The organism is Methylobacterium sp. 13MFTsu3.1M2 (assembly GCF_900112625.1).
In the GTDB taxonomy this organism is placed as follows: Bacteria; Pseudomonadota; Alphaproteobacteria; order Rhizobiales; family Beijerinckiaceae; genus Methylobacterium.
On the sequence record NZ_FOMM01000017.1, the window covers coordinates 26400 to 47829 of the forward strand.

Consider the following 21430-nt stretch of genomic DNA (forward strand, 5'->3'; position numbering starts at 1 on the left):
ACCCGCATGATCGTCGAGACCGGCCACTTCGCCCTCGCGCTCGCGCTGGCGATCTCCCTCGTCCAGGTGGTGATGCCGATCTGGGCCGCCCGCTCGGGCGATCCGGCCCTGCGCCAGACCGCCTCGCAGGCGGCGCTCGGCGCCTTCGCCTGCGTGCTCTTCGCCTTCGCGGCGCTCACCTACGCGCACGTCACCTCGGACTTCTCGGTCCAGAACGTCGTCGAGAACTCGCACACGCAGAAGCCGCTGATCTACAAGATCTCCGGCGTCTGGGGGAACCACGAGGGCTCGATGCTCCTCTGGGTCCTGATCCTCACCCTGTTCGGCGCCTGCGTGGTGGCGGCCAAGAACTCGGTGCCGCCGCGGCTGCGGGCCAACACCCTGGCCGTGCAGGGGCTGATCACCTTCGTGTTCGTGCTGTTCATCATCACGACCTCGAACCCGTTCACCCGGGTGATCCCGGCCCCGCTCGAGGGCAACGACCTCAACCCGCTGCTGCAGGATCCGGGTCTCGCGGTCCACCCGCCGCTCCTCTACGTCGGCTATGTCGGCTTCTCGATCAGCTTCGCCTTCGCGGTGGCCGCGCTGATCGACGGGCGGATCGACGCTGTCTGGGCGCGGGCGGTGCGGCCCTGGACCCTCGCCGCGTGGTGCTTCCTGACGCTCGGGATCGCGATGGGCTCCTACTGGGCCTACTACGAGCTGGGCTGGGGCGGCTGGTGGTTCTGGGACCCGGTGGAGAACGCCTCCCTGATGCCGTGGATCGCCGGCACGGCGCTGCTGCACTCCACCGTGGTGATGGAGAAGCGCGACGCCCTGAAGGTCTGGACTGTGCTGCTCGCCATCCTGACCTTCTCGCTCTCGCTGATCGGCACCTTCCTGGTCCGCTCGGGCGTGATCACCTCGGTGCATTCCTTCGCCACCGACCCGACCCGCGGCGTCTTCATCCTGGCGATCTTGATCCTGTTCATCGGCGGCTCGCTGACGCTGTTCGCGTGGCGGGCGCCGCTGCTGCGGCAGGGGGGCTTGTTCGCGCCGATCTCCCGCGAGGGCTCGCTCGTCCTCAACAACCTGTTCCTGGTGGCGGCCTGCGCCACCGTGCTGGTCGGCACGCTCTACCCGCTGGTGCTCGAGATGCTGACGGGCGAGAAGATCACGGTCGGGCCGCCCTTCTTCAATTCCACCTTCGTGCCGCTGGCGATCCCGCTGCTGCTGATCGTGCCCATGGGCCAGGCGCTGGCCTGGAAGCGCGGCGACGTGCTCGCCGCCGCCCAGCGCCTGTTCGCCGCGCTGGCGGTCGCCCTGGTGGTCGGCTTCGCGGTGCTGGCGCTGACCTGGGGCGGGCCGGTGCTGGCGCCGGTCGGGATCGGCCTCGGCGCCTACCTGCTGATCGGGTCCGCCCTGGAGATCGTCACCCGCGCCCGCGGCTACGGGGCGAGCCGCGCCCGGTCCCTCGGACAGATCGGCCGCCGCGCCGTCGGCCTGCCGCGCTCGGCCTGGGGCACCGCCATCGCCCATGCCGGGGTCGGCGTGGTGGTGCTGGGCATCGCCGCGCAGGGCTGGGCCACCGAGGGGCTGGCGACCCTCAAGCCCGGGGAGAGCCTGGCGACGGGGCCCTACGTGGCGACCCTGGACCGGGTCGCGCCGCGCAAGGGACCGAACTACGAGGAGGCCACCGCCTACCTGACGATCCGCACCCGCGGGGGCGACGAGGTCGGGAAGGTCGAGACCGGCAAGCGCTTCTACCCGAGCCGCAAGATGGCGGTGACGGAATCGGGGCTGCTGACCAACGGTGTCAGCCAGGTCTACGCGAGCCTCGGGGAGATCGGGCAGGACGGCGGCGTCGGCCTGCGCCTCTACTACAAGCCGCTGGTCCTGCTGATCTGGCTCGGGGCGGTGGTGATGGCGCTGGGCGGCGGCCTGTCGCTCACGGACCGGCGGATGCGCGTGGGCGTCCCCGCCAAGGCGAAGGCGCGGCCGCTCCCGGTCGCGGTGCCGGCCGAGTGATGGCGCGCCGTTCGCTCCGCCCGGCGCTGGCCGCGCTCGCCCTGCTGGCGTCACTGCCGGCCCTGGCGGTGCAGCCCGACGAGGTGCTGAAGGATCCCGCGCTGGAGCACCGCGCCCGGGAGATCTCGGCCGAACTGCGCTGCCTCGTCTGCCAGAACCAGTCCATCGACGATTCCGACGCGCCGCTCGCCAAGGACCTGCGCCTGATCGTCCGCGAGCGGCTGGAGAAGGGCGACAGCGACACGGCGGTGCTCGACTACGTCGTGGCCCGCTACGGCGAGTTCGTGCTGCTGCGCCCGGTCTTCGCGCTGCACACCCTGCTACTGTGGCTGACCCCGGTGCTCGCGGTCCTGCTCGGCGGGCTCGGCATCTGGCGCCTCGCGCGCCGCCGTCCGCCCGCGCCGGCCCGGAACCTGTCGGCCGCCGAGCAGGCGGAGGTCGCGGCGCTGCTGCGACGGGAGTAGAATCGCCGCCGGAAGCGATTCGCCCGCCCCGTTCGGCACGAGTCTTGGATCGGGCCTCGCAGACCGCACGATCGGCGACGCGCCCGGGGCAGGACGATGACGGCCGCTACGCTCACCATCTCGAGCCGCAACTACTCCTCGTGGTCCCTGCGGGGCTGGCTGATCTGCCGGATGGCCGGGCTCGACTTCCGGACGGAGGTCCTGTCCGGAACCGACGCCACCACCCGGGCGGAGCTGCTGCACCTGTCGCCCTCGTTCCTGGTGCCCCGCCTGCGCCACGGCGACGTGGTCGTCTGGGACACGCTGGCGATCGCCGAGTATCTCGCCGAGACCTTCCCGGAGGCCGGCTTCCTGCCCGGCAACGTGGCGGAGCGCGCCCATTGCCGGTCGATCTCGGGGGAGATGCATTCCGGCTTCGTCAATCTGCGCTCGGCGCTGCCGATGAACCTGCGCGCCTTCCACCCCGATTTCCGCGTGTTCAACGGTGCCAAAGCCGATATCGAGCGCATCGTCACGATCTTCGACGATTGCCTGGACCGCTACGAGGGTCCGTACCTGTTCGGCGCGCGGCCGTGCCTCGCCGACGCGATGTTCGCCCCGGTCTGCACCCGCTTCCGCACCTACGACGTCGCGCTGCCGCCCCGCGCCGCCGCCTACCGCGACACGATCCTGCACTGGCCGCTGATGGTCGAGTGGGCGGAAGCCGCCGCCGACGAGCCGGACGAGATCGAGGAACTCGAGATGGAGTTCTGACGCGGCCGAGGCTGCCGTCTTGGAGCCCGCCACCGTCCTTGCGAGCGAAGCAATCCAGTCGCGCCACGCTTGCCGAGGTCGCGCTGCCCTGGACTGCTTCGCTCCGCCTGCAAGGACGGAGGGCTCTGAGCGGATGTTCCGGACCCGACGTGGCGGAATGCAATTTCTTGCAGGGCACAAATTTATGTTGCGACGCACGCGACAAATCCTGACTGCCGATCGGATTTGAAAAATCGCGCTGTGGCAACAGGTTAACGAAATGGCTCCGCTCCTCAGGCCTGCGCGTTACAGCTCGACAAACGTCCTTTGTCGCCCGACCGGACAGCGCGATTGATGCCATTCGGCATTTCTGTTCCTCTTCGCATTAGAACAGGAACAGACTGGGCTGGAAACCATGTCGCGTCACGAGCCCTGGAGCGCGGAGCGCGCATCCGGGATCATCGCCGAGCACACCCATCTCGAGGGGGCCACGCTGCCGATCCTGCACGCGCTGCAGGAAACCTTCGGCTACGTGGATTCCGGTGCCGTGCCGCTGATCGCGGACGCGCTGAACCTGTCGCGCGCTGAAGTCCATGGCTGCATCACCTTCTACCACGACTTCCGGGCGCACCCCGCCGGCCGCCACGAGGTGAAGCTGTGCCGGGCCGAGGCCTGCCAGGCCATGGGCTCAGACAAGCTGCACCGCGAGATCCTGGGCCGCCTCGGCTGCGGCTGGCACGAGACCACCGCCGACGGCAGCGCCACGGTTGAGCCGGTCTACTGCCTCGGCCTCTGCGCCAACGGCCCCGCCGCGCTGGTGGACGGTGAGCCCGTCGCGCACCTGACCGCCGACGCCCTCGAAGCTGCCCTGACGGAGGTGCGCCAGTGAGCGTCACGCTCTACGTTCCGCGCGACGCCGTCGCCCTCGGGCTCGGCGCCAACAAGGTTGCCCGCGCCCTCTTCGCCGGCGCCGAGCGCCGCGGCCTGGACGTCACCATCGTCCGCACCGGCTCCCGCGGCCTGTTCTGGCTGGAGCCGATGGTCGAGGTCGGCACCCCCGAGGGGCGCGTCGCCTACGGGCCGGTGACGGTCAAGGACGTCGATGCCCTGCTGGATGCCGGCCTGACCACGGGCGGCGACCACGCCCTGCGCCTCGGCGATCCGGAGAAGATCCCCTACCTCGCCCGGCAGCAGCGCCTGACCTTCCACCGCTGCGGCGTGGTCGACCCGGTCTCCGTGGACGATTACCGGGCCCATGGCGGCTACCGCGGCCTCGAGGCCGCCCTGAAGCTCGATGCCGAAGGCATCGTGGCGGCGGTGCGCGATTCCGGCCTGCGCGGCCGGGGCGGTGCCGGCTTCCCGGCCGGCATCAAGTGGAACACCGTGATGCTCGCCAAGGCGGACCAGAAATACGTGGTCTGCAACGCCGACGAGGGCGATTCCGGCACCTTCGCCGACCGGATGATGATGGAGGGCGACCCCTTCAACCTCATCGAGGGCATGACCATCGCGGGCGTCGCGACCGGCGCCACCCGCGGCTACATCTACCTGCGCTCCGAGTACCCGCAGGCCTTCGCCACCCTCAAGGAGGCGATCGCCAACGGCATCCAGGCCGGTGTGCTCGGCGACAACATCCTCGGTTCGGGCAAGACCTTCCACCTGGAAGTGCGCCTCGGCGCCGGCGCCTACATCTGCGGCGAGGAGACCTCGCTGCTGGAGAGCCTGGAGGGCAAGCGCGGCATCGTGCGGGCGAAGCCTCCGATCCCGGCGCTCAAGGGCTTCCTCGGCAAGCCGACGCTGGTCAACAACGTCATGACCTTCACGGCCGTGCCGTGGATCCTGGAGAACGGCGCCAGGGCCTACGCCGATTACGGCATGGGGCGGTCGCTCGGCACCCTGCCGATCCAGCTTGCCGGCAACGTCAAGCACGGCGGCCTGATCGAGATGGCCTTCGGCATCACTCTCCGGCAGGTGATCGAGGATTTCGGCGGCGGCACCCGTTCGGGCCGGCCGGTCCGGGCCGTGCAGGTCGGCGGGCCGCTCGGGGCCTACTTCCCCGACCATCTCCTCGACACGCCCCTCGACTACGAGGCGATGGCGGCCAAGAAGGGCCTCGTCGGCCACGGCGGCATCGTGGTGTTCGACGACACCGTCGACATGGCCTCCCAGGCCCGCTTCGCCTTCGAGTTCTGCGCCACCGAGTCGTGCGGCAAGTGCACCCCCTGCCGCATCGGCGCGACCCGCGGCGTCGAGACCATGGACAAGGTGATCGCCGGCATCCGGCCGGACGCGAATCTCAAGCTGGTCGAGGATCTCTGCGAGGTCATGACCGACGGATCGCTCTGCGCCATGGGCGGGCTGACGCCCATGCCGGTGATGAGCGCGATCACCCATTTCCCCGAGGATTTCAGGCGCGCCGGCGATCTGCCGGCCGCGGCCGAGTGAGGAGACGTCGATGGGCCTGATCAAGGAGATCGACTACGGCACGCCGATCCGCGTCAGCGAGCAGACGGTGACGCTGACGATCGACGGCATGTCGGTGACGGTGCCGGCCGGTACCTCGGTGATGGCGGCGGCGATGCAGGCCGGCACGCAGATCCCGAAGCTCTGCGCCACCGACTCGCTGGAGCCGTTCGGCTCCTGCCGCCTGTGCCTCGTGGAGATCGAGGGGCGGCGCGGCACCCCGGCCTCCTGCACGACCCCGGCCGAGAACGGCATGGTGGTTCACACGCAGAACGAGAAGCTCGCCAAGCTCCGCAAGGGCGTGATGGAGCTCTACATCTCCGACCATCCCCTCGACTGCCTGACCTGCGCGGCGAACGGCGACTGCGAGCTGCAGACCCAGGCGGGCGTCGTCGGCCTGCGCGACGTGCGCTACGGCTACGAGGGCGACAACCACGTCCGGCCGAGCTCCGAGAAGTACCTGCCGAAGGACGAGTCGAACCCGTACTTCACCTACGACCCGTCGAAGTGCATCGTCTGCAACCGCTGCGTCCGCGCCTGCGAGGAGGTGCAGGGCACCTTCGCGCTGACCATCGCGGGCCGCGGCTTCGACAGCCGCGTGGCCGCCGGCCCGACCAATTTCTTCGAGTCCGAGTGCGTTTCCTGCGGCGCCTGCGTCCAGGCCTGCCCGACCGCGACGCTCCAGGAAAAGTCGATCCACGCGTACGGCCAGCCCGAGCACGCGGAGGTGACGACCTGCGCGTATTGCGGTGTCGGCTGCTCGTTCAAGGCCGAGATGCAGGGCGAGCGCGTCGTCCGCATGGTCCCCTACAAGGGCGGCAAGGCCAACGAGGGCCATAGCTGCGTGAAGGGCCGCTTCGCCTACGGCTACGCCACCCACAAGGACCGCATCACCAAGCCGATGATCCGCGAGAAGATCACGGATCCGTGGCGCGAGGTGTCCTGGGAGGAGGCGATCGACCGCGCGGCTTCCGAGTTCAAGCGGATCCAGGCCAAGTACGGCAAGGACTCGGTCGGCGGCATCACCTCGTCGCGCTGCACCAACGAGGAGGCCTACCTCGTCCAGAAGCTCGTGCGCGCCGCCTTCGGCAACAACAACGTCGACACCTGCGCCCGCGTCTGCCACTCGCCGACCGGCTACGGCCTGATGTCGACGCTCGGCACCTCGGCCGGCACCCAGGACTTCAAGTCGGTCGAGAAGTCCGACGTGATCCTGGTGATCGGCGCCAACCCGACCGACGGCCACCCGGTCTTCGGCTCGCGGATGAAGAAGCGGCTGCGCGAGGGCGCCAAGCTGATCGTCGCCGATCCGCGCAAGATCGACCTCGTGAAGTCGCCCCACATCAAAGCCGACTATCATCTGCCGCTGAAGCCCGGCTCCAACGTCGCCTTCATCAACTCGCTGGCGCACGTGATCGTCACCGAGGGGCTGATCGACGAGGCCTATGTCCGCGAGCGCTGCGACCTCGCCGAGTTCGAGTCCTGGGCCCGGTTCATCGCCGACGAGCGCCACTCCCCGGAGAGCCAGCAGTCCTTCACCGGCCTCGACCCGGCGGAGGTCCGCGGGGCGGCCCGGCTCTACGCCAAGGGCGGCGCGGCGGGCATCTACTACGGGCTGGGCGTCACCGAGCACAGCCAGGGCTCGACGATGGTCATGGGCATGGCCAACATCGCCATGGCCACCGGCAACATCGGCAAGCTCGGCGCCGGCGTGAACCCGCTGCGCGGCCAGAACAACGTGCAGGGCTCCTGCGACATGGGCTCGTTCCCGCACGAGCTCACCGGCTACCGCCACGTCTCCGACGACGCGACCCGCGAGAGCTTCGAGGCCCTCTGGGGCGCCAAGCTCGACAACGCGCCGGGCCTGCGCATCACCAACATGCTGGACGAGGCCGTCGAAGGCACGTTCAAGGGCATGTACATCCAGGGCGAGGACATCGCCCAGTCGGATCCCGACACGCACCACGTGACCTCGGGCCTGATGGCAATGGAGTGCATCGTCGTCCAGGACCTGTTCCTGAACGAGACCGCCAAGTACGCCCACGTCTTCCTGCCGGGCGCCTCGTTCCTCGAGAAGGACGGGACCTTCACCAACGCCGAGCGCCGCATCTCGCGGGTCCGCAAGGTCATGGCCCCGATGGGCGGCTACGGCGACTGGGAGGGCACGGTGCTGCTCTCCAATGCCCTCGGCTACCCCATGAACTACAATCACCCGTCCGAAATCATGGACGAGATCGCCTCGCTCACCCCGAGCTTCACCGGCGTGTCCTACGCCAAGCTCGACGAGCTCGGCTCGGTGCAGTGGCCCTGCAACGAGAAGGCGCCGCTCGGCACGCCGATGATGCACGTGGACCGGTTCGTCCGCGGCAAGGGCCGGTTCATGATCACCGAGTTCGTGGCCACCGAGGAGCGGACGGGCGCGAAGTTCCCGCTGATCCTGACCACGGGCCGGATCCTGTCCCAGTACAATGTCGGCGCGCAGACCCGGCGCACCGAGAACTCGCGCTGGCACGAGGAGGACGTGCTGGAGATCCACCCGTTCGACGCGGAGCTGCGCGGCATCGTCGACGGCGACCTCGTCGCCCTGGAGAGCCGCTCCGGCGACATCGCCCTGAAGGCCAAGATCTCGGAGCGGATGCAGCCCGGCGTGGTCTACACGACCTTCCACCACGCCAAGACCGGCGCCAACGTCATCACCACCGACTACTCGGACTGGGCGACCAACTGCCCCGAGTACAAGGTGACGGCGGTGCAGGTCCGGCGGACCAACCGGCCCTCCGACTGGCAGGCGAAGTTCTACGAGGAGGACTTCTCCCTGACCCGGATCGCCCAGACCCTCGACGCGGCAGAGTAAGAGTAACCGATGAGCGCCGTGACGCAGGCGGACAAGCTCGTCCGCATGGCCAACCAGATCGCCACCTTCTTCCGGTCCTACCCGGAGGAGGAGGCGGTCGCCGGGATCCAGAAGCACATCAAGGCGTTCTGGACGCCCAAGATGATCGCGCATCTCGAGGCCGCCCTGCCGGAGCAGGGCGACCGGGTAGACGGCTACGTGCGGCGGGCGCTGCGGGGCGAGGAACCGGCGGCCGACAGCCCGGTGCGGCCCGCGACCCGGAATCCGCAACTCGCGGGCGCGGGCGCCAGCGACGCCGGCTGATCCGCCCGAGGCCGGGCTGGACCCTCAGCCCGCGCCACGCCTGGCCGGCAGGCGATCACGCGAAGCACCCCTGTCCCGACTGGGAGCGGGGGTGCCTGGCGTTCGATGCGGTTTCCGGGTCACCGACCGGTTCCGCCGTCCTCGCGAGCGGAGCGAAGCAATCCAACAGCGCCCCGCTCTCCACGATGGCGCGACCCTGGGTCACTTCGCTGCGCTCGCGACGACGGAGCGCGCCGTCTGAACCGAGAACCGCCTGCGCCGATGTGGAAAGGCGTTGGGCGGCGGCACTGCGGGACGGTCGGGTGCCCGGCCGTCTCCCACCCGGCGGACCCGGCGACGCCGGCCGCCGGGCCCCGAGACGTCAGTTCTTCAGGGCGACGGTGAAGTCGGCCTCGGTCTTGCCGCGGATCTCGTCCTCGGTGACGCCGTCGGCGAGCTCGATGAGTCTCATGCCGCCGTCGCCCTTCTTGTCGATCTCGAACACGCCGAGATCGGTGATCACCAGGTCGACCACCTGCGTGCCGGTGAGCGGCAGGTCGCAGGCCTTGAGCAGCTTCGGGCTCTCGGTGCCGTCCTTGTTCTTGGCGACGTGCTCCATCACCACGACCACGCGCTTCACGCCGGCCACGAGGTCCATGGCGCCGCCCATCCCCTTCACCATCTTGCCGGGGATCATCCAGTTGGCGAGGTCGCCGTTGCCGGCCACCTGCATGGCGCCGAGGATCGACAGGTTGATGTGCCCGCCGCGGATCATCCCGAAGGAATCCGCCGAGGAGAAGTAGCTCGTCGTCGGCAGAGCGGTGATCGTCTGCTTGCCGGCGTTGATCAGGTCCGGGTCCTCCTCACCCTCGTAGGGGAAGGGGCCCATGCCCAGCATGCCGTTCTCCGACTGGAGCTGCACCGACATGCCCTCGGGGATGTAGTTCGACACCAGCGTCGGGATGCCGATGCCGAGGTTCACGTAGAAGCCGTCCTCCAGCTCCTTGGCGGCGCGCGCCGCCATCTGCTCGCGGGTCCAGGCCATCGTTCTCGCTCCCTTCCCGTCCGATCAGTGCGTGCCGCCGCCGGCCGCCGCGGCCGGGGTGCTGTCGCCGCGCTTGCGCGTGGTGCGCTGCTCGATGCGCTTGTCGCGCTGCCCGACGTCGATGATGCGCTTCACGAAGATGCCGGGCGTGTGGATCGTGTCCGGATCGATCTCGCCCGGCTTCACGAGGTGCTCGACCTGCGCCACGGTCATCTTGGCGGCGGTGGCCATCATCGGGTTGAAGTTGCGCGCGGTCATCCGGTAGCGCAGGTTCCCCTCGGTGTCGCCCGTGTGGGCGTGGACCAGGGCGAGGTCGGCGAACAGGCCGCGCTCCATGACGTATTGCTCGCCGTCGAACTCGCGGACTTCCTTGCCCTCGGCGACCTTGGTGCCGACGCCGGTCTTGGTGAAGAAGGCCGGGATGCCGGCGCCGCCGGCGCGGATCCGCTCGGCCAGCGTGCCCTGCGGGTTGAACTCGATCTCCAGCTCACCGCCGAGGTACTGCCGGGCGAACTCCTTGTTCTCGCCCACGTAGGACGAGATCATCTTGGCGACCTGGCGGGTGTCCAGGAGCTTGCCGAGACCGACCCCGTCGATGCCGGCATTGTTCGACACGACGGTGAGGCCCTTGACGCCGGAGAGGCGCACCGCCTCGATCAGCTCGTCGGGGATGCCGCAGAGGCCGAAGCCGCCGCACATCACCATCATGTCGTCGCGCAGGAGGCCGGCCAGGGCCGCGGCGGCATCCGTGTAGACCTTCTTCATCGAACCGTCCTTTTCCCGCCGGACCCGACCGGCCGAAACCTCGGGACGCGCGTGTCCTCGCGCCTGCTCTTCCCGATTCCGCGCGCGAAATCCAGTGGTGCACCGCACCGGCCGGCGCGGTCCCGGGCGATCCGTAACCGGCACTGCGCTGGGGAGGGCAGGGCGGCCCTGCGCGGGCGCGGCAGACAAAACCGGCCGGGGACGCTAAGTTGCCCACTCGACGTGCAGACCCTGCCGGGCCGTGGCAGCCCGAGGGGCCGGCGCGGCGCCCGGCTTCCGGCCACAGCCGCCGCCCTCTCGGAGCATGATGTCGCTGCGCCGCCCGATCTTCATCCTCGCTCTCGGGAGCCTGATCGCGGCCGGCCTCGGCCTGCGCGACTGGCCCCTGGAGGATGGCCGGGCCACGGCCTTCGCCCGCCGCGCCTTCGACGCCTACGGACTCGGGCTGACGCTGCGGGGGCCCGCGCGCCTCGCGGTGCTGCCCTGGCCGCGACTGACCCTCGACCGCGTCCGGCTCGCTGCCGGTTCCGACGGCCCGGTCCTGGCGGATGAGGGCCGTCTGACCATCGATCTCGACCCGCTGAGCCTCCTCGGCGGCCGCGCCGCGGTGAGCGGCCTCCGCCTGGATGGCGCTCGGCTGTCGGACGACCCCGCCGGCTGGGACGCCCCCCTCGCGCGCCTCGCCGAGCAGGCCCGGTCCGGCGAGACGGCCCGGCCGCGCCGGATCGTCGTGCGCGACGCGCGCCTCGCCGCCGGCGACACGGCCCGGGACATCGACCTCGACATCGCGTGGCCGCTCTGGGGCAAGGCCGCCGAGGGCCGCGCCAGCCTCATCTGGCGCGGCGTTCCGACCCGGATCGCCCTCAGCCACCTGCGTCCGGCCGAGATGGCCCAGCGCCGCGGGAGCCCGTTCACCGTGGAGATCACGTGGCCGGACGGCCGCCTCGCGGCGGACGGAACGGTGGCGCCGCCGGCGGAGGGGAGCGCGCTGCCCGTCATGTCCGGGCAGGTCCGGTTCGAGACGCGATCCCTGCCGGAGAGCTTGGCCTGGATCGGCCGCGATGTGCCGCTGGCGCCGCTCGCCGGCGCCTTCTCAGTCGACGGCCGGTTCGAGACGGGCGAGCGGTCCGTCTCCTGGCCGAGCCTGCGCATCGGCCTGGGTCAGAACGTGCTCGAGGGGGCCGGCGCCGTCGCGTTCGGGCCCGGCAAGGCGCCGCGCCTCTCGGTGCAGGCGACCCTGGCGGCCGAGACGCTCGATCTCACGCCTCTCGTCGCGGATCTGTCGCGGCTCCTCGACCCCGCGCCCGCGTCGATCGCCCTGGCGCCCTTCACGCGCGGCGACCTCGACCTTCGCCTGTCGGCGGCCGAGGGGCGCGCCGGCGCCGTCCGGGTGCAGGATCTGGCGGCGAGCGTCCTGGTGCGGGAGGCCGCCCTGGAGGTCGCGGTGAACCGGGCCCGGATCCAGGACGGCACGTTCAAGGGGCGCGTCAACCTGACGAGCGGGTCCGATCCGGCCGCGACCGAACTGCGCACGCAGGGAAGCCTCGACCGCGTCGACCTCGGCGCGCTGCTCGGCGAGATCGGCGCGGCCCGCTGGGTGGTGGGGCCCGTGCAGGGGCATTTCGCCCTCGAATCCAGGGCCCGGGACACGGTCGGATTGCTGGCGCACCTGAATGGCCGGGCCACGCTCGCCATGGACGGTGGTGCCATCGCGGGCCTCGACCTCGCCGACGTCATCCACCGCAACGGCGCGGTGGCGTCCGGCGCCCTGGCGCGCCGCAACGGCCGGACGGCCTTCGAGCGGGCCGTGGTGACGCTGCGCTTCGCCGACGGCGTGGGCGAGATCGCCGAGTCGGGTCTCCTGGGGCCGAGCGTCGGGGCGACCCTGCACGGCCAAGTCTCGCTGCCGGAGCGTCGGCTCGATGCCAAGGGCGACCTCGTCCTGCGTCCGCCCGGCGATTCCTCCCGCGGGATCCTGTTCGCGGTGACTGGGCCCTGGAGCGCCCTGACGGCTCAGACGGTCGCGCACAGCGAGATCCCCGACCCGGTCGGCCGGTACGGGGGCGCGATGCTCCCCGACCCGCTCAAACTGCCCGCCACGCTCGGCCTGCCCGGCAACGCCCGCGCGTACGCGCCGTGACCGCGGCGCCATGGCGCCGGCTCCGGCCAAGCTCTAAGATCGGGCCTCGAACGCCTTCATGATCCCCATGCGCCGCCTGCTCATCGAGGAACCCGTGACCCGCGCGGGGCCGCTGGCCCGGCGGCTCGCCGTGTTCTCCGTCATCGCCACCGGGATCGCCCTGGTCCTCGTCCGGGATCCGCGCTCCGACACGGACGCCGCCCTCGTGGCGCTCGTGGCCGGGCTCGGCGTCGCGCTGCTGGCGGCTGCGGCCGCGATCTTCGCCTTCGTGCGGGTCTGGCGCGAGGGCGCCCGCGGTCTCGGGGCCGCCCTCGCCGGATTGATCCTGGCGCTGGCGGTTCTCGGCTACCCCGCCTTCCTGGGCCTGCGCGGCCTGCGTCTTCCCGCCCTCTCGGACATCACCACCGACATCGACAATCCGCCGGCCTTCTCGCGCTCGCGGGCGGCCTTCGCGGCCCGCGGCGGGCGCTACCCGGCGGACCCGAGCCCGGCTGCGCGCGAGAGCCAGCGCGGCGCCTACCCGCAGATCGCGCCGCTGACCCTCGATATCGGCGCCGACGAGGCCTTCGAACTCGCCCGGCAGGCTGCCCTGAAGCGGCACTGGCAGATCGTCGAGGCGATCCGGCCGGGCGGCCGGACCGGGAACGGCCGGATCGAGGCCGTGGCGCGGGGGCTGGTCCTCAACCTGCCGGACGATGTCACCGTGCGCATCCGCCCCCGCGCCGACGGGGCGCGGATCGACGTGCGCTCGGCCTCGCGGCTCGGCGGCCGCGATTTCGGCAGCAATGCCGACCGGATCCGGGCCTATCTCGACGACGTCGCCAACCTCGCTCTCGCGGTGAAGTGAGCCGCCGCGCCTCTCAGGCCGGCGCGTAGGTGCCGTCGAGGCGGGGGGCGCCGTCGCAGGACGCGAGCCCACGTCCGACCAGATCCTCCAGGTGGGCGAAGACCGACAGCGCCGCCGCGCCGCGGAGCCGGGGATCGAGCCCCTGGTAGATCGCAGCGACGATGTCGGCGATTCGCCCGTCGCCGGCGGCCAGCCGCGCGCGGATCGCCGCCTCGCGCTGGCGGCGATGCCCGGCGAGCCCGCGGAGGAACCGGGCGGGCTCGCGCACCGGTCCGCCATGGCCCGGCCAGTAGACCGTCTCGTCGCGCCCGCGCAGCTTGTCGAGGGAGTCCATGTAGGCCCGCATCGCGCCGTCGGGCGGCGCCACGATCGTGGTCGACCACGCCATGACGTGGTCGCCCGAGAACAGCACCCGCGCCTCCGGCAGCGCGAAGGCGAGATGGTTCATCGTGTGCCCGGGGGTCTCGACGGCCACGAGGGTCCAGCCCGGGCCGGACACGGCGTCGCCCTCCACCATGATCCGTTCCGGCGCGTGCGCCCGGTCGGCGCTCGCGTCGAGCATCGGGGTCTCCGCTTCCGACAGGGCCCGCGCGGCCCTGTGCGGCGCGCATCCGACGATCGGCGCGCCGGTGCGCGCGGCGAGCAGCCTTGCTCCGGGCGAGTGATCCCGATGGGTGTGGGTGACCACGATGGCCTCGACCCGCTCGGTGCCGAGATCCCGAAGCAGCGCCTCGACATGGGCCGGATCGTCCGGGCCCGGATCGATCACCGCGACGCGATCCTGGCCCACCACGTAGGTGCAGGTGCCGCTCGCCGTGAACGGGCCTCCGTTCGGCGCGACCCGCCGGCGGATCAGTGGCGCGACCCGGTCCAGCCGGCCGGCCGGAGGCATCGACGGATCGAAGGTCAGGGTGGTCTCGTCGGTGTCCGCCATCGCGATCCCGTGCGATCGATACGGCGGTTCCTTGGACGGTTCGCGGCCGCGTGGCAATCGCCCTCAAGGCCTAGGGGATGCGAGGCCGCGGTGCGAGGCATTCTGGGGTGGCGGCAGGACCTGCCCGCTGTCCTGCCGGTGATCCTGACGCAGGGGTGATGCTGTCCGGCGCCTGTGAGGGACGCGGACGGGGTCGCGTCCGCTCCGGGGTCGCGCGCGTCCCGCGATCAGTCCTGCCGGCGCGGTCCGCGTGCGCGCACGCGGACCGGTACGGGCGCCGGTGCCGGCATGAGACCGAGCGCGGCCGCGCGCAGGGCGTCGCCGGCCCTGTCGACGATCTCGGTCACCCGCGCCGCCATCGCGGCGGCCTTCGATCGAACGGCACTCTTGGCAGATTGCAGCATCGCAAATCCCGGATCGAGCCTTAAGACCTATCTTCGAACGCTAACGCCCCTGTCTCGTTCCGTCACCCCATGTCGCGGCCGGCGCTCGCGCCCGCGGGGACTCACAGGACTTCGCGATGGGGGCGGAACCGGAGCGAAACCTTGGCGTTTTCGTGTTCAGAACGACGCGGCCCGCCCGCGTTGGTACTTTCTAAGGATACGAACCATGCTCGGTTGGGCCGTAACTTTTCTCGTCGTCGCTCTCGTGGCCGCTCTGCTTGGGTTCGGCGGCATCGCCGGAACCGCCATGGAGGCGGCCAAGCTGGTCTTCTTCGTAGCGATCGTCCTGTTCGCCATCTCGGCCGTCGTCGGCCTGATGCGGGGCCGTTCGCCGACACTTTGACCGAGGGCCGGAGCGGCCGGCCCCGTTCAGCGGGCCGGCGCACGGACCCACGGAAGAGCCGTCGCCGCAGGGCGGCGGCTTTTTCCATCGCGACGCTGCCATCGCGCCGTTGCAGGGGTAGATTGTCCCGGTCACGGGACGAGCGGTTTCAGGCCTTGCGGTCGGCGCTGTCGAGCTTGGCGATCAGTTCGGCGAAGCGGTCGGGTACGGGTTGCTGCGTGACCGTGTCGTACATCGCGCGCAGCTGCGCGGCGATGCGGTTCCGGGTCTGATCGCTGAGGCCGCCCTTGCTCCTGGAGCGGTCGGACGGGTCGGAGGCGGCCGTACCGCCGGAGCTGTTCTCGGACTCCGACAAGCGATCCGAAGCGGTCTCGACGTGCGGATCGCGCGCGCGAAGACCGGCCTCCTTTCCCTGGTCCACCATCAACACGCCCCTTGTTGCCGAAGTCGGCCCGGCCGCATTGTGCTGCGGCTCGACATACGCCATGGCTGCGCCGGCAACGCCTGCGCGCCGGCATCGGTTCCGCTGGGGGGTGGAACGGAGTGCGGGCCTCCGCGTTGGGCGGTAGGCTGCGCAGGACAGAAAGCCGGCCCCGGCAGGCCCTCGGTGACGGATCGAGGCGTTCGCGGCCGGGCAACACGGCGAGGCACAGGGGATCGAATGTCGACATCGCAACTCGTGGTACAGCACCTGCCGTACCTGCGCCGCTACGCGCGCGCGCTCACGGGTAGCCAAGTGGCGGGTGACGCGTACGTCGCCGCCACCCTGGAGACCCTCGTCAACGAGCCGGACACGCTCGGTCGCAGCACCAACATCAAGGCCGACCTGTTCCGCGTCTTCACGCGGATCTGGAACTCGCTCTCGGTCAACGGCCGCAGCGAGCAGGTCCAGCACGACCTGCCGGCGGAGGTCCGCCTCGGCCAGATCACCCCGCTGCCGCGCCAGGCCTTCCTGCTCTCCTGCCTCGAGGGCTTCTCCGAGGAGGACGCGGCGATCATTCTGGGCGTCGACGTGTCCGAGGTTCGCGACCTCGTGGACGAGGCTGGTCGCGAGCTCGCCGCCGACATGGCGACCGAGATCCTCATCATCGAGGATGAGCCCCTGATCGCGATGGATCTGGAGGCGCTGGTCGAGGGTCTCGGCCACAACGTCATCGGTGTCGCCCGCACCCGCACCGAAGCGATCAAGATCGCCGGCGAGGGCAAGCGCCCCGGCCTGATCCTGGCCGACATCCAGCTCGCCGACGGCTCCTCCGGTCTCGACGCCGTGAACGACCTCCTGAAATCCTTCGAGGTGCCGGTGATCTTCATCACCGCCTATCCCGAGCGCTTCCTCACCGGTGAGCGGCCCGAGCCGGCGTTCCTGATCGCCAAGCCGTTCCAGCCCGCCAACGTCTCGGCGGTGATCAGCCAGGCGCTGTTCTTCCAGCAGACCGCTCGTCGGCGGGAAGCCAAGACGGCCTGAGCTGACGGCCTGAGATCCGGCCTGAGGTCAGGCTTGGCGGTTCGCCCCGGGAGTGACCCGGGGCGTCCGCGACCGAGAGTGGCGACAACGAAAAAGCCCCGGCTCACGCCGGGGCTTTTTCGTTGTCGGTCCGCACGCCCTCGTCGGTCGCCGCGCACAAAAAAACGGGCCGGAGAGAGCTCCAGCCCGTCGCGAAGGTTCCGGCCGATGCACAAGGGGAATGCGGGGAGGACCAGGTGGCCGGGTGCACAGAGAACGGGTGCCGGCGCGGGAGGTTCCAGAATGGGCGCTTTTTCGTGAGGCGTGCTTTTTCTGCAACGAACCGGGGCTGTGGATAGCGGGCGTGCGCCGCCGCACCAACAGCCGAGCTGCGTTCGAATACTCAGGCTTCGTAGACACGAGACAGTCTAGGAACCTGCGATTGCAGGGCGCGTTGTACGAACATCCTGTCAAGCTCTCGCAATGAGGTCGGGGCGATGCTGCGGTCTGGTTTCATCCTGGGCGTGAGTGCTCCTGCGGCTCTTCTCACCGTTCTGGTCCAGCCGGTGGTTCGCGAAACGGCGGATCGGTGGACGATGCCGGTCCCGACCGCGCAGACCATTTCGGTGCCGCTGCCCGGGATGCGACCTGTGTCGCTGTCGATCAGCCCGACGCGGGTGGCGGGGGTGCAGCGCCTCGACAGCCGGAACGCCCCGGTTGCCGGCGAGGCGCAGGATCTGGAGATCAAGCCGATCCTGCGGCAGCCGCCGCGGCGCATGCGCGAGGGGTGCGAAGCGGCGCTGAGCTCCCTGGTCGGTCCCGAGGCGCGCCGCATGACCCCCGGCCGCTGCATTTCCTGATCGGCGCCGACAAGGACTGGAAATCAGAAGGCCCCGCCGTCTCGGCGGGGCCTTCTGCTGTGTGGATCGGCCCTGGATCGCGATCCGCGGCCTAAACTTGAAACGAAAACGGCGCCCGTCCCGAGGGACGCGGCGCCGCTACGCGGTACGGAACGGCAGCGGCCTCACTCGGCCCGGCCGGTCCCCGTGGACTGACCGCCCTTGCGGCCGGCGGACGAGGCGAGCTCACGGTCCTGCGAGAAGGAGCGCTTCTCGGCCGGAACGCTGCGGCCGCCCTTGCTGGCGATCTCGCGCTGCCGCTCCAGGTCCATCGAGGCAAAGCCTCGCTTCGAGGTCGAATTTCCGGACGCCATCAGTTCCTCCTCAGGCTTCGCTTCACCCCGCAACAACCTTCAGCAATAACCAAGGTTCCTGTCCCGAGACCTGCTCAAGCTTCCGACAGCTAAGCTTGGCAGCAACCCCGACTTGTGTGCCGCGTTGGTCGACATTCGACCTTGGTTGAAGTCCGCGTCGGGTCCGACAGGCCCGGAGGCCCGGCGACTCGTCCCGGGCGGACGGCGCGGCCTCACGACACGAGAGAAGGGTTTTCGCGCATGACGAACCGCAACATGGTCAAGGATGCCGCTCCGGGGGCACAGGCCACGCAGCCCAACACGCCGCCGCTGCCGCCGATGCCGGCGCCGGAAGATTCCGCCACCCCGACCACCCGCGAGGAGCCGACGGATTCGCCGCACCTGAATGCCAGTCTCAAGCGCGACGCGCCCCCTCCCGGGGGACAGGGGCTCTCGACGAAGCGCTGAGCCGGGCGAGGGCGTTCTCAGGTCCGGCGCCGGTGCGCGAGGCGCGTCAGGCCCGCGACGAGAAGGGCGATCGCCAGGATCGTGACGATCCCGGCCACCGTCAGGATCCTCTGGATGAGGGGCGTGTAGACGCCGCGCGCGGCATCGTAGCCGTAGCAGAGCAGGGTGAGCCGGTCGGCGATGCTGCCGACCCGGCCCTCGCCGGCTTCCGTGAGGGCGAGGCGCAGGTCGCGCCCGGTCAGCGCCAGGGGCGACAGCGCACGGGCTACCCGGCCGTCGGCGGTTAGAAGAAGCGCCGCCGCGGGATGCGCGAAGCTGTCGGTTCCGGCATCGTAGGCAGCTTCGTAGCCCAGCGCGCCGGTGAGGCGCGCGAGCGCGGCGTCCGACACGATGAGCGCCCGGGGCCGGACGGATCCCGCCCGATCCCCGAGCGTCTCCGCCAGCATGCGCCGGGCGGCCGCGGCGTCGTCGCGGGGATCGATCCCGACCAGCACGAGGGCGTAGTCGTCGATCGGCAGGCCGGTGGCCGCCAGCGCGTCCACCGACAGGGACAGCATGGGGTCGCAGACATTCCCGCAGGTGTAATCCACCGGCAGCAGAAGGGCCGCGCGGCCGCCCAGGGCCTGCCCGAGGGTGGTCGGCCGGTCGGTGCGCGCGTCGGTGGCGGCGAGGTCGAGCGGGGCCCGGGCACCCGGGGGCGGCGCGACCGCGACGCGGGCGAGGTCGGCCTGGACGAGGCGGGCCGCTGCCGGCTCCGGTGACAGGACGAGGCACAGTGCCAGGAGGGCGCCGAGACCACACCGACAGGTTGCGTAAGGCGCGGGGCTGGACAAGTGCCTGACGAACCGCATGGATAAGCGGGCCCGTCCGGCCCCGCCGTCCTGGGCGTGAGACCCGTCGCGGAGCCCCCGAATGACCCTCGACACCGAGGTTTCCTCCCTGAAGCAGGTGCCGCTGTTCCGCGAGGTGGAACCGGCGCGCCTGAAGCTCCTGGCCTTCACCAGCGAGCGGGTGCATTTCGAGCCGGGGCAACGCTTCTTCGCCCGCGGCGACGTCGCGGATGCGGCCTACGTGATCCTCTCGGGTACGGCGGACGTCAGCATCGACGGTCCCGCCGGCCCGGTGCGGCTGGCGCTGCTCGGCCAGGACGCCCTCGTCGGTGAGATGGGCATCCTGGCCGAGCAGCCCCGCTCCGCCACCGTGACGGCGCAATCCGCGGTGACCGCCCTGCGTATCGACCGCGGGGTGTTCCTGGAACTGCTGGCCCAGTTTCCACAGATCAGCATCGCCCTGATGCGCGTGCTGGCGCTGCGGCTGGAGCAGACCAATCAGGCGCTGGCCGAGAGCCGGGGCTGATCATCCCGCGTAGGTGATGAATTCCAGGAGCGAGCCGTCGGGATCCCGGAAGTAGACGCTGATCCCCGCGCCCGCGGCGCCGTGCCGCTCCACCGGGCCGAGTTCCACCGGGACCCCGGCGGCCTCGAGATGCGCGATGGCGGTCTCGATCGCGCCCGACCAGCGGAAGCACAGGTCGCTGTTGCCCGGCTGGACGGGTTTCGCCGCGACCGGTACCGGCTCGACGCCCGGCCCGTGGCAATTGAGCTGGACGCCGCCGAACCGGTAGGCGAAGCCGGGACCGCGCTCGAGGATCTCGGCACCCACCACGTCGCGGTAGAAGGCGTTCGAGCGTGCCCAGTCGCTCACGTGGATCACGCAGTGATCGAGGTGTATCGCTGGGCTGAGCGGGACATCGGGAGCGACCGTCGCCTCGGTGGGAAGAGTTTCGGTCTCGGCCATCATTCACCTCCGCTCCGGGCGCAGTAGAGCACCGCTGCGATTCAGAATTAGGGCACAACCGTGGCCGTGGGAGCGGCCCGCGCACGGCCGGCTGCGGCGCAAAAGCTACATCGTCACAGGCGCAGAGGCGGTAGGCATGGCGCGACGACCGTATCCCGCACGACAGGACCTATGATCGCCACGCTTCCCTCGGCCTGGAGCCGCCTGCGCCGGATCGTTCTCTCGCGAATCCTCCTCGCCGTCGTGGCGATCGCGCCCCTCGCGGCCTGCCAGACCCGTCCGGTCCAGGTCGCCCAGGACGACGAGGCGGCGTGGTACGTCGGCAGCAAGCCCGACAAGCCCTTCGACATTCCGCTGGTCGACACCCAGCGCCTCGATCCGAAGTACCGCCGCCAGCAGGTGAGCTACAACGGCCCCGAGCAGCCGGGGACGATCGTGGTCGACATCGACAAGCGGCAGCTCGTCCTGGTCCAGGCCGACGGCACGGCGATGCAGTACGGTGTCGGCGTCGGCAAGGCCGGCTTCTCCTGGAAGGGCGAGGCTCGGGTCGGGCGCAAGGGCGTCTGGCCGGACTGGAGCCCGACCGTCACGATGGTCTCGTTGCATCCCGATCTGCCGCGCACCCGCAAGGGCGGCCTCGACAATCCCCTCGGCGCGCGCGCCCTCTACCTCTACCAGGGCAACCGCGACATCCTGTTCCGCATCCACGGCACCAACGAGCCCTGGAGCATCGGCGAGCAGATGTCGTCAGGCTGTGTCCGGATGCTGAACGAGGATATCGCCGACCTGTACGAGCGCGTTCCGGTGGGCACCCGCGTGCTCATCAAGCGCAACGGCAAGTACCGGACCTGAGCGGGCGAGGCGCGGATTCCTGACCGGTCAGCCGGCCGGCGTCCCCGCGACGGACGCGTCGCGGACCTCGCCGGAGACCCGCTTGGCGAGCCGGTCCAGAGCCGCTCGATCCAGATCACCCCGATCTGGGCCGCCGGGGGCCGCAGCCGGCTCGCCCGGTCGACCGTCCGGCCCCATGCCGTCGCTGGCCAGCACCGCGGCGGTGGTCAGGCCCGGACTGGTCCGGTCCGTCGGCCGCTCCGGGCCGATCGAGAGGCCGGCCCAGACGAGGAGAGCCGCGCACAGGGCCAGGCTGGCCAGCAGGGTCTTGAGAAAGGTCATGTTTCATAACGAGCGGCTCCGGGCCGTCGTTCCGTTG

General features: G+C 70.7%; 24 protein-coding genes. 15 read left to right on the top strand and 9 right to left on the bottom strand.

Going from position 1 to position 21430, the window contains the following annotated elements; all coding sequences use genetic code 11:
* The first annotated feature begins 6 nt into the window (after positions 1-6).
* From BM314_RS17590 to BM314_RS17620, 7 genes are all read left to right on the top strand, one after another.
* Positions 7-2007 (top strand): heme lyase CcmF/NrfE family subunit, encoded by a 2001-nt coding sequence (locus BM314_RS17590; RefSeq protein WP_091979252.1) that lies wholly within the window; start codon positions 7-9, stop codon positions 2005-2007.
* On the top strand, positions 2007-2471 hold the full coding sequence (locus BM314_RS17595) for a cytochrome c-type biogenesis protein (RefSeq protein WP_020090895.1): 465 nt from the start codon (positions 2007-2009) through the stop codon (positions 2469-2471). The genes BM314_RS17590 and BM314_RS17595 overlap by 1 nt, the downstream gene beginning before the upstream one ends.
* 96 nt (positions 2472-2567) lie before the next feature.
* The gene (locus BM314_RS17600; RefSeq protein WP_020090894.1) at positions 2568-3224 is read left to right on the top strand and encodes a glutathione S-transferase family protein; all 657 of its coding nucleotides are present in this window, start codon (positions 2568-2570) and stop codon (positions 3222-3224) included.
* 394 nt (positions 3225-3618) lie between these two features.
* Positions 3619-4092 carry a formate dehydrogenase subunit gamma gene (locus BM314_RS17605; protein ID WP_091979255.1) on the top strand — a complete coding sequence of 158 codons (474 nt, stop codon included), beginning with the start codon at positions 3619-3621 and terminating at the stop codon, positions 4090-4092.
* The gene (locus BM314_RS17610; RefSeq protein ID WP_091979257.1) at positions 4089-5648 is read left to right on the top strand and encodes a formate dehydrogenase beta subunit; all 1560 of its coding nucleotides are present in this window, start codon (positions 4089-4091) and stop codon (positions 5646-5648) included. Before BM314_RS17605 ends, BM314_RS17610 begins: the two co-directional genes overlap by 4 nt.
* A 10-nt stretch (positions 5649-5658) precedes the next feature.
* Positions 5659-8520: a formate dehydrogenase subunit alpha gene (fdhF, locus tag BM314_RS17615; protein WP_091979259.1), complete on the top strand. Its 2862-nt coding sequence runs from the start codon at positions 5659-5661 to the stop codon at positions 8518-8520.
* 9 nt (positions 8521-8529) lie between these two features.
* Complete coding sequence (locus BM314_RS17620; RefSeq protein WP_056527622.1) at positions 8530-8823, top strand: formate dehydrogenase subunit delta; 294 nt, start codon at positions 8530-8532, stop codon at positions 8821-8823.
* Positions 8824-9184: 361 nt separating this feature from the next.
* Here BM314_RS17620 and BM314_RS17625 read toward each other — a convergent pair whose 3' ends face one another.
* A complete protein-coding gene (locus tag BM314_RS17625) occupies positions 9185-9847 on the bottom strand; it encodes a 3-oxoacid CoA-transferase subunit B (protein WP_042671934.1) in 663 nt (220 codons plus the stop codon).
* A 24-nt stretch (positions 9848-9871) separates the two neighbouring features.
* Entirely contained in the window at positions 9872-10612 is a 741-nt protein-coding gene (locus BM314_RS17630) for a CoA transferase subunit A (RefSeq protein ID WP_020090888.1), read from the bottom strand.
* A 307-nt stretch (positions 10613-10919) separates the two neighbouring features.
* Between BM314_RS17630 and BM314_RS17635 the strand changes: the two genes are divergently transcribed.
* Together BM314_RS17635 and BM314_RS17640 are read left to right on the top strand one after the other, a co-directional pair.
* Positions 10920-12752 (top strand): AsmA family protein, encoded by a 1833-nt coding sequence (locus BM314_RS17635; protein ID WP_091979400.1) that lies wholly within the window; start codon positions 10920-10922, stop codon positions 12750-12752.
* 67 nt (positions 12753-12819) lie between these two features.
* Positions 12820-13599 (top strand): DUF1499 domain-containing protein, encoded by a 780-nt coding sequence (locus BM314_RS17640; RefSeq protein ID WP_026604580.1) that lies wholly within the window; start codon positions 12820-12822, stop codon positions 13597-13599.
* A 13-nt stretch (positions 13600-13612) separates the two neighbouring features.
* Here BM314_RS17640 and BM314_RS17645 read toward each other — a convergent pair whose 3' ends face one another.
* Positions 13613-14533, bottom strand: coding sequence for an MBL fold metallo-hydrolase (locus BM314_RS17645; protein ID WP_020090885.1), 921 nt, complete (start codon positions 14531-14533; stop codon positions 13613-13615).
* A 227-nt stretch (positions 14534-14760) separates the two neighbouring features.
* A complete protein-coding gene (locus BM314_RS30645) occupies positions 14761-14937 on the bottom strand; it encodes a hypothetical protein (RefSeq protein WP_020090884.1) in 177 nt (58 codons plus the stop codon).
* A gap of 205 nt (positions 14938-15142) precedes the next feature.
* Between BM314_RS30645 and BM314_RS17650 the strand changes: the two genes are divergently transcribed.
* Positions 15143-15319 (top strand): DUF1328 domain-containing protein, encoded by a 177-nt coding sequence (locus BM314_RS17650; protein ID WP_007568853.1) that lies wholly within the window; start codon positions 15143-15145, stop codon positions 15317-15319.
* Positions 15320-15467: 148 nt separating this feature from the next.
* Here the strand turns inward: BM314_RS17650 and BM314_RS17655 are convergent, their stop codons facing one another.
* Positions 15468-15806, bottom strand: a complete 339-nt coding sequence (locus BM314_RS17655; RefSeq protein WP_234081943.1) for a NepR family anti-sigma factor — start codon at positions 15804-15806, stop codon at positions 15468-15470.
* A 174-nt stretch (positions 15807-15980) separates the two neighbouring features.
* Here BM314_RS17655 and BM314_RS17660 point away from each other — a divergent pair, with 174 nt between their 5' ends.
* On the top strand, positions 15981-16784 hold the full coding sequence (locus tag BM314_RS17660) for a response regulator (RefSeq protein ID WP_012321915.1): 804 nt from the start codon (positions 15981-15983) through the stop codon (positions 16782-16784).
* 476 nt (positions 16785-17260) lie between these two features.
* Positions 17261-17623 (top strand): hypothetical protein, encoded by a 363-nt coding sequence (locus BM314_RS17665; protein ID WP_091979261.1) that lies wholly within the window; start codon positions 17261-17263, stop codon positions 17621-17623.
* Between the two features lie 164 nt (positions 17624-17787).
* Here BM314_RS17665 and BM314_RS17670 read toward each other — a convergent pair whose 3' ends face one another.
* Positions 17788-17976 carry a con-10 family general stress protein gene (locus BM314_RS17670; RefSeq protein ID WP_010683678.1) on the bottom strand — a complete coding sequence of 63 codons (189 nt, stop codon included), beginning with the start codon at positions 17974-17976 and terminating at the stop codon, positions 17788-17790.
* Between the two features lie 240 nt (positions 17977-18216).
* Here BM314_RS17670 and BM314_RS17675 point away from each other — a divergent pair, with 240 nt between their 5' ends.
* The gene (locus BM314_RS17675; RefSeq protein ID WP_020090880.1) at positions 18217-18423 is read left to right on the top strand and encodes a hypothetical protein; all 207 of its coding nucleotides are present in this window, start codon (positions 18217-18219) and stop codon (positions 18421-18423) included.
* Between the two features lie 17 nt (positions 18424-18440).
* Here BM314_RS17675 and BM314_RS17680 read toward each other — a convergent pair whose 3' ends face one another.
* Positions 18441-19256, bottom strand: coding sequence for a thioredoxin domain-containing protein (locus tag BM314_RS17680; protein ID WP_244539969.1), 816 nt, complete (start codon positions 19254-19256; stop codon positions 18441-18443).
* 79 nt (positions 19257-19335) lie between these two features.
* Between BM314_RS17680 and BM314_RS17685 the strand changes: the two genes are divergently transcribed.
* Positions 19336-19779 carry a cyclic nucleotide-binding domain-containing protein gene (locus tag BM314_RS17685; protein ID WP_020090878.1) on the top strand — a complete coding sequence of 148 codons (444 nt, stop codon included), beginning with the start codon at positions 19336-19338 and terminating at the stop codon, positions 19777-19779.
* Here the strand turns inward: BM314_RS17685 and BM314_RS17690 are convergent, their stop codons facing one another.
* Positions 19780-20220 carry a VOC family protein gene (locus BM314_RS17690; RefSeq protein WP_020090877.1) on the bottom strand — a complete coding sequence of 147 codons (441 nt, stop codon included), beginning with the start codon at positions 20218-20220 and terminating at the stop codon, positions 19780-19782.
* A 171-nt stretch (positions 20221-20391) separates the two neighbouring features.
* Between BM314_RS17690 and BM314_RS17695 the strand changes: the two genes are divergently transcribed.
* On the top strand, positions 20392-21072 hold the full coding sequence (locus BM314_RS17695; RefSeq protein WP_020090876.1) for a L,D-transpeptidase: 681 nt from the start codon (positions 20392-20394) through the stop codon (positions 21070-21072).
* Between the two features lie 27 nt (positions 21073-21099).
* Here BM314_RS17695 and BM314_RS17700 read toward each other — a convergent pair whose 3' ends face one another.
* Positions 21100-21393 (bottom strand): hypothetical protein, encoded by a 294-nt coding sequence (locus BM314_RS17700; protein WP_091979263.1) that lies wholly within the window; start codon positions 21391-21393, stop codon positions 21100-21102.
* Between the last annotated feature and the right edge of the window lie 37 nt (positions 21394-21430).

Bases quoted from the DNA above. Each gene is read 5' to 3' on its own strand.
- BM314_RS17590 (WP_091979252.1), top strand. From the start codon at position 7: ATGATCGTCGAGACCGGCCACTTCGCCCTCGCGCTCGCGCTGGCGATC.
- BM314_RS17595 (WP_020090895.1), top strand. From the start codon at position 2,007: ATGGCGCGCCGTTCGCTCCGCCCGGCGCTGGCCGCGCTCGCCCTGCTG.
- BM314_RS17600 (WP_020090894.1), top strand. From the start codon at position 2,568: ATGACGGCCGCTACGCTCACCATCTCGAGCCGCAACTACTCCTCGTGG.
- BM314_RS17605 (WP_091979255.1), top strand. From the start codon at position 3,619: ATGTCGCGTCACGAGCCCTGGAGCGCGGAGCGCGCATCCGGGATCATC.
- fdhF (WP_091979259.1), top strand. From the start codon at position 5,659: ATGGGCCTGATCAAGGAGATCGACTACGGCACGCCGATCCGCGTCAGC.
- BM314_RS17620 (WP_056527622.1), top strand. From the start codon at position 8,530: ATGAGCGCCGTGACGCAGGCGGACAAGCTCGTCCGCATGGCCAACCAG.
- BM314_RS17625 (WP_042671934.1), bottom strand. From the start codon at position 9,847: ATGGCCTGGACCCGCGAGCAGATGGCGGCGCGCGCCGCCAAGGAGCTG.
- BM314_RS17630 (WP_020090888.1), bottom strand. From the start codon at position 10,612: ATGAAGAAGGTCTACACGGATGCCGCCGCGGCCCTGGCCGGCCTCCTG.
- BM314_RS17635 (WP_091979400.1), top strand. From the start codon at position 10,920: ATGTCGCTGCGCCGCCCGATCTTCATCCTCGCTCTCGGGAGCCTGATC.
- BM314_RS17640 (WP_026604580.1), top strand. From the start codon at position 12,820: ATGCGCCGCCTGCTCATCGAGGAACCCGTGACCCGCGCGGGGCCGCTG.
- BM314_RS17645 (WP_020090885.1), bottom strand. From the start codon at position 14,533: ATGGCGGACACCGACGAGACCACCCTGACCTTCGATCCGTCGATGCCT.
- BM314_RS30645 (WP_020090884.1), bottom strand. From the start codon at position 14,937: ATGCTGCAATCTGCCAAGAGTGCCGTTCGATCGAAGGCCGCCGCGATG.
- BM314_RS17650 (WP_007568853.1), top strand. From the start codon at position 15,143: ATGCTCGGTTGGGCCGTAACTTTTCTCGTCGTCGCTCTCGTGGCCGCT.
- BM314_RS17655 (WP_234081943.1), bottom strand. From the start codon at position 15,806: ATGGCGTATGTCGAGCCGCAGCACAATGCGGCCGGGCCGACTTCGGCA.
- BM314_RS17660 (WP_012321915.1), top strand. From the start codon at position 15,981: ATGTCGACATCGCAACTCGTGGTACAGCACCTGCCGTACCTGCGCCGC.
- BM314_RS17665 (WP_091979261.1), top strand. From the start codon at position 17,261: ATGCTGCGGTCTGGTTTCATCCTGGGCGTGAGTGCTCCTGCGGCTCTT.
- BM314_RS17670 (WP_010683678.1), bottom strand. From the start codon at position 17,976: ATGGCGTCCGGAAATTCGACCTCGAAGCGAGGCTTTGCCTCGATGGAC.
- BM314_RS17675 (WP_020090880.1), top strand. From the start codon at position 18,217: ATGACGAACCGCAACATGGTCAAGGATGCCGCTCCGGGGGCACAGGCC.
- BM314_RS17685 (WP_020090878.1), top strand. From the start codon at position 19,336: ATGACCCTCGACACCGAGGTTTCCTCCCTGAAGCAGGTGCCGCTGTTC.
- BM314_RS17690 (WP_020090877.1), bottom strand. From the start codon at position 20,220: ATGGCCGAGACCGAAACTCTTCCCACCGAGGCGACGGTCGCTCCCGAT.
- BM314_RS17695 (WP_020090876.1), top strand. From the start codon at position 20,392: ATGATCGCCACGCTTCCCTCGGCCTGGAGCCGCCTGCGCCGGATCGTT.
- BM314_RS17700 (WP_091979263.1), bottom strand. From the start codon at position 21,393: ATGACCTTTCTCAAGACCCTGCTGGCCAGCCTGGCCCTGTGCGCGGCT.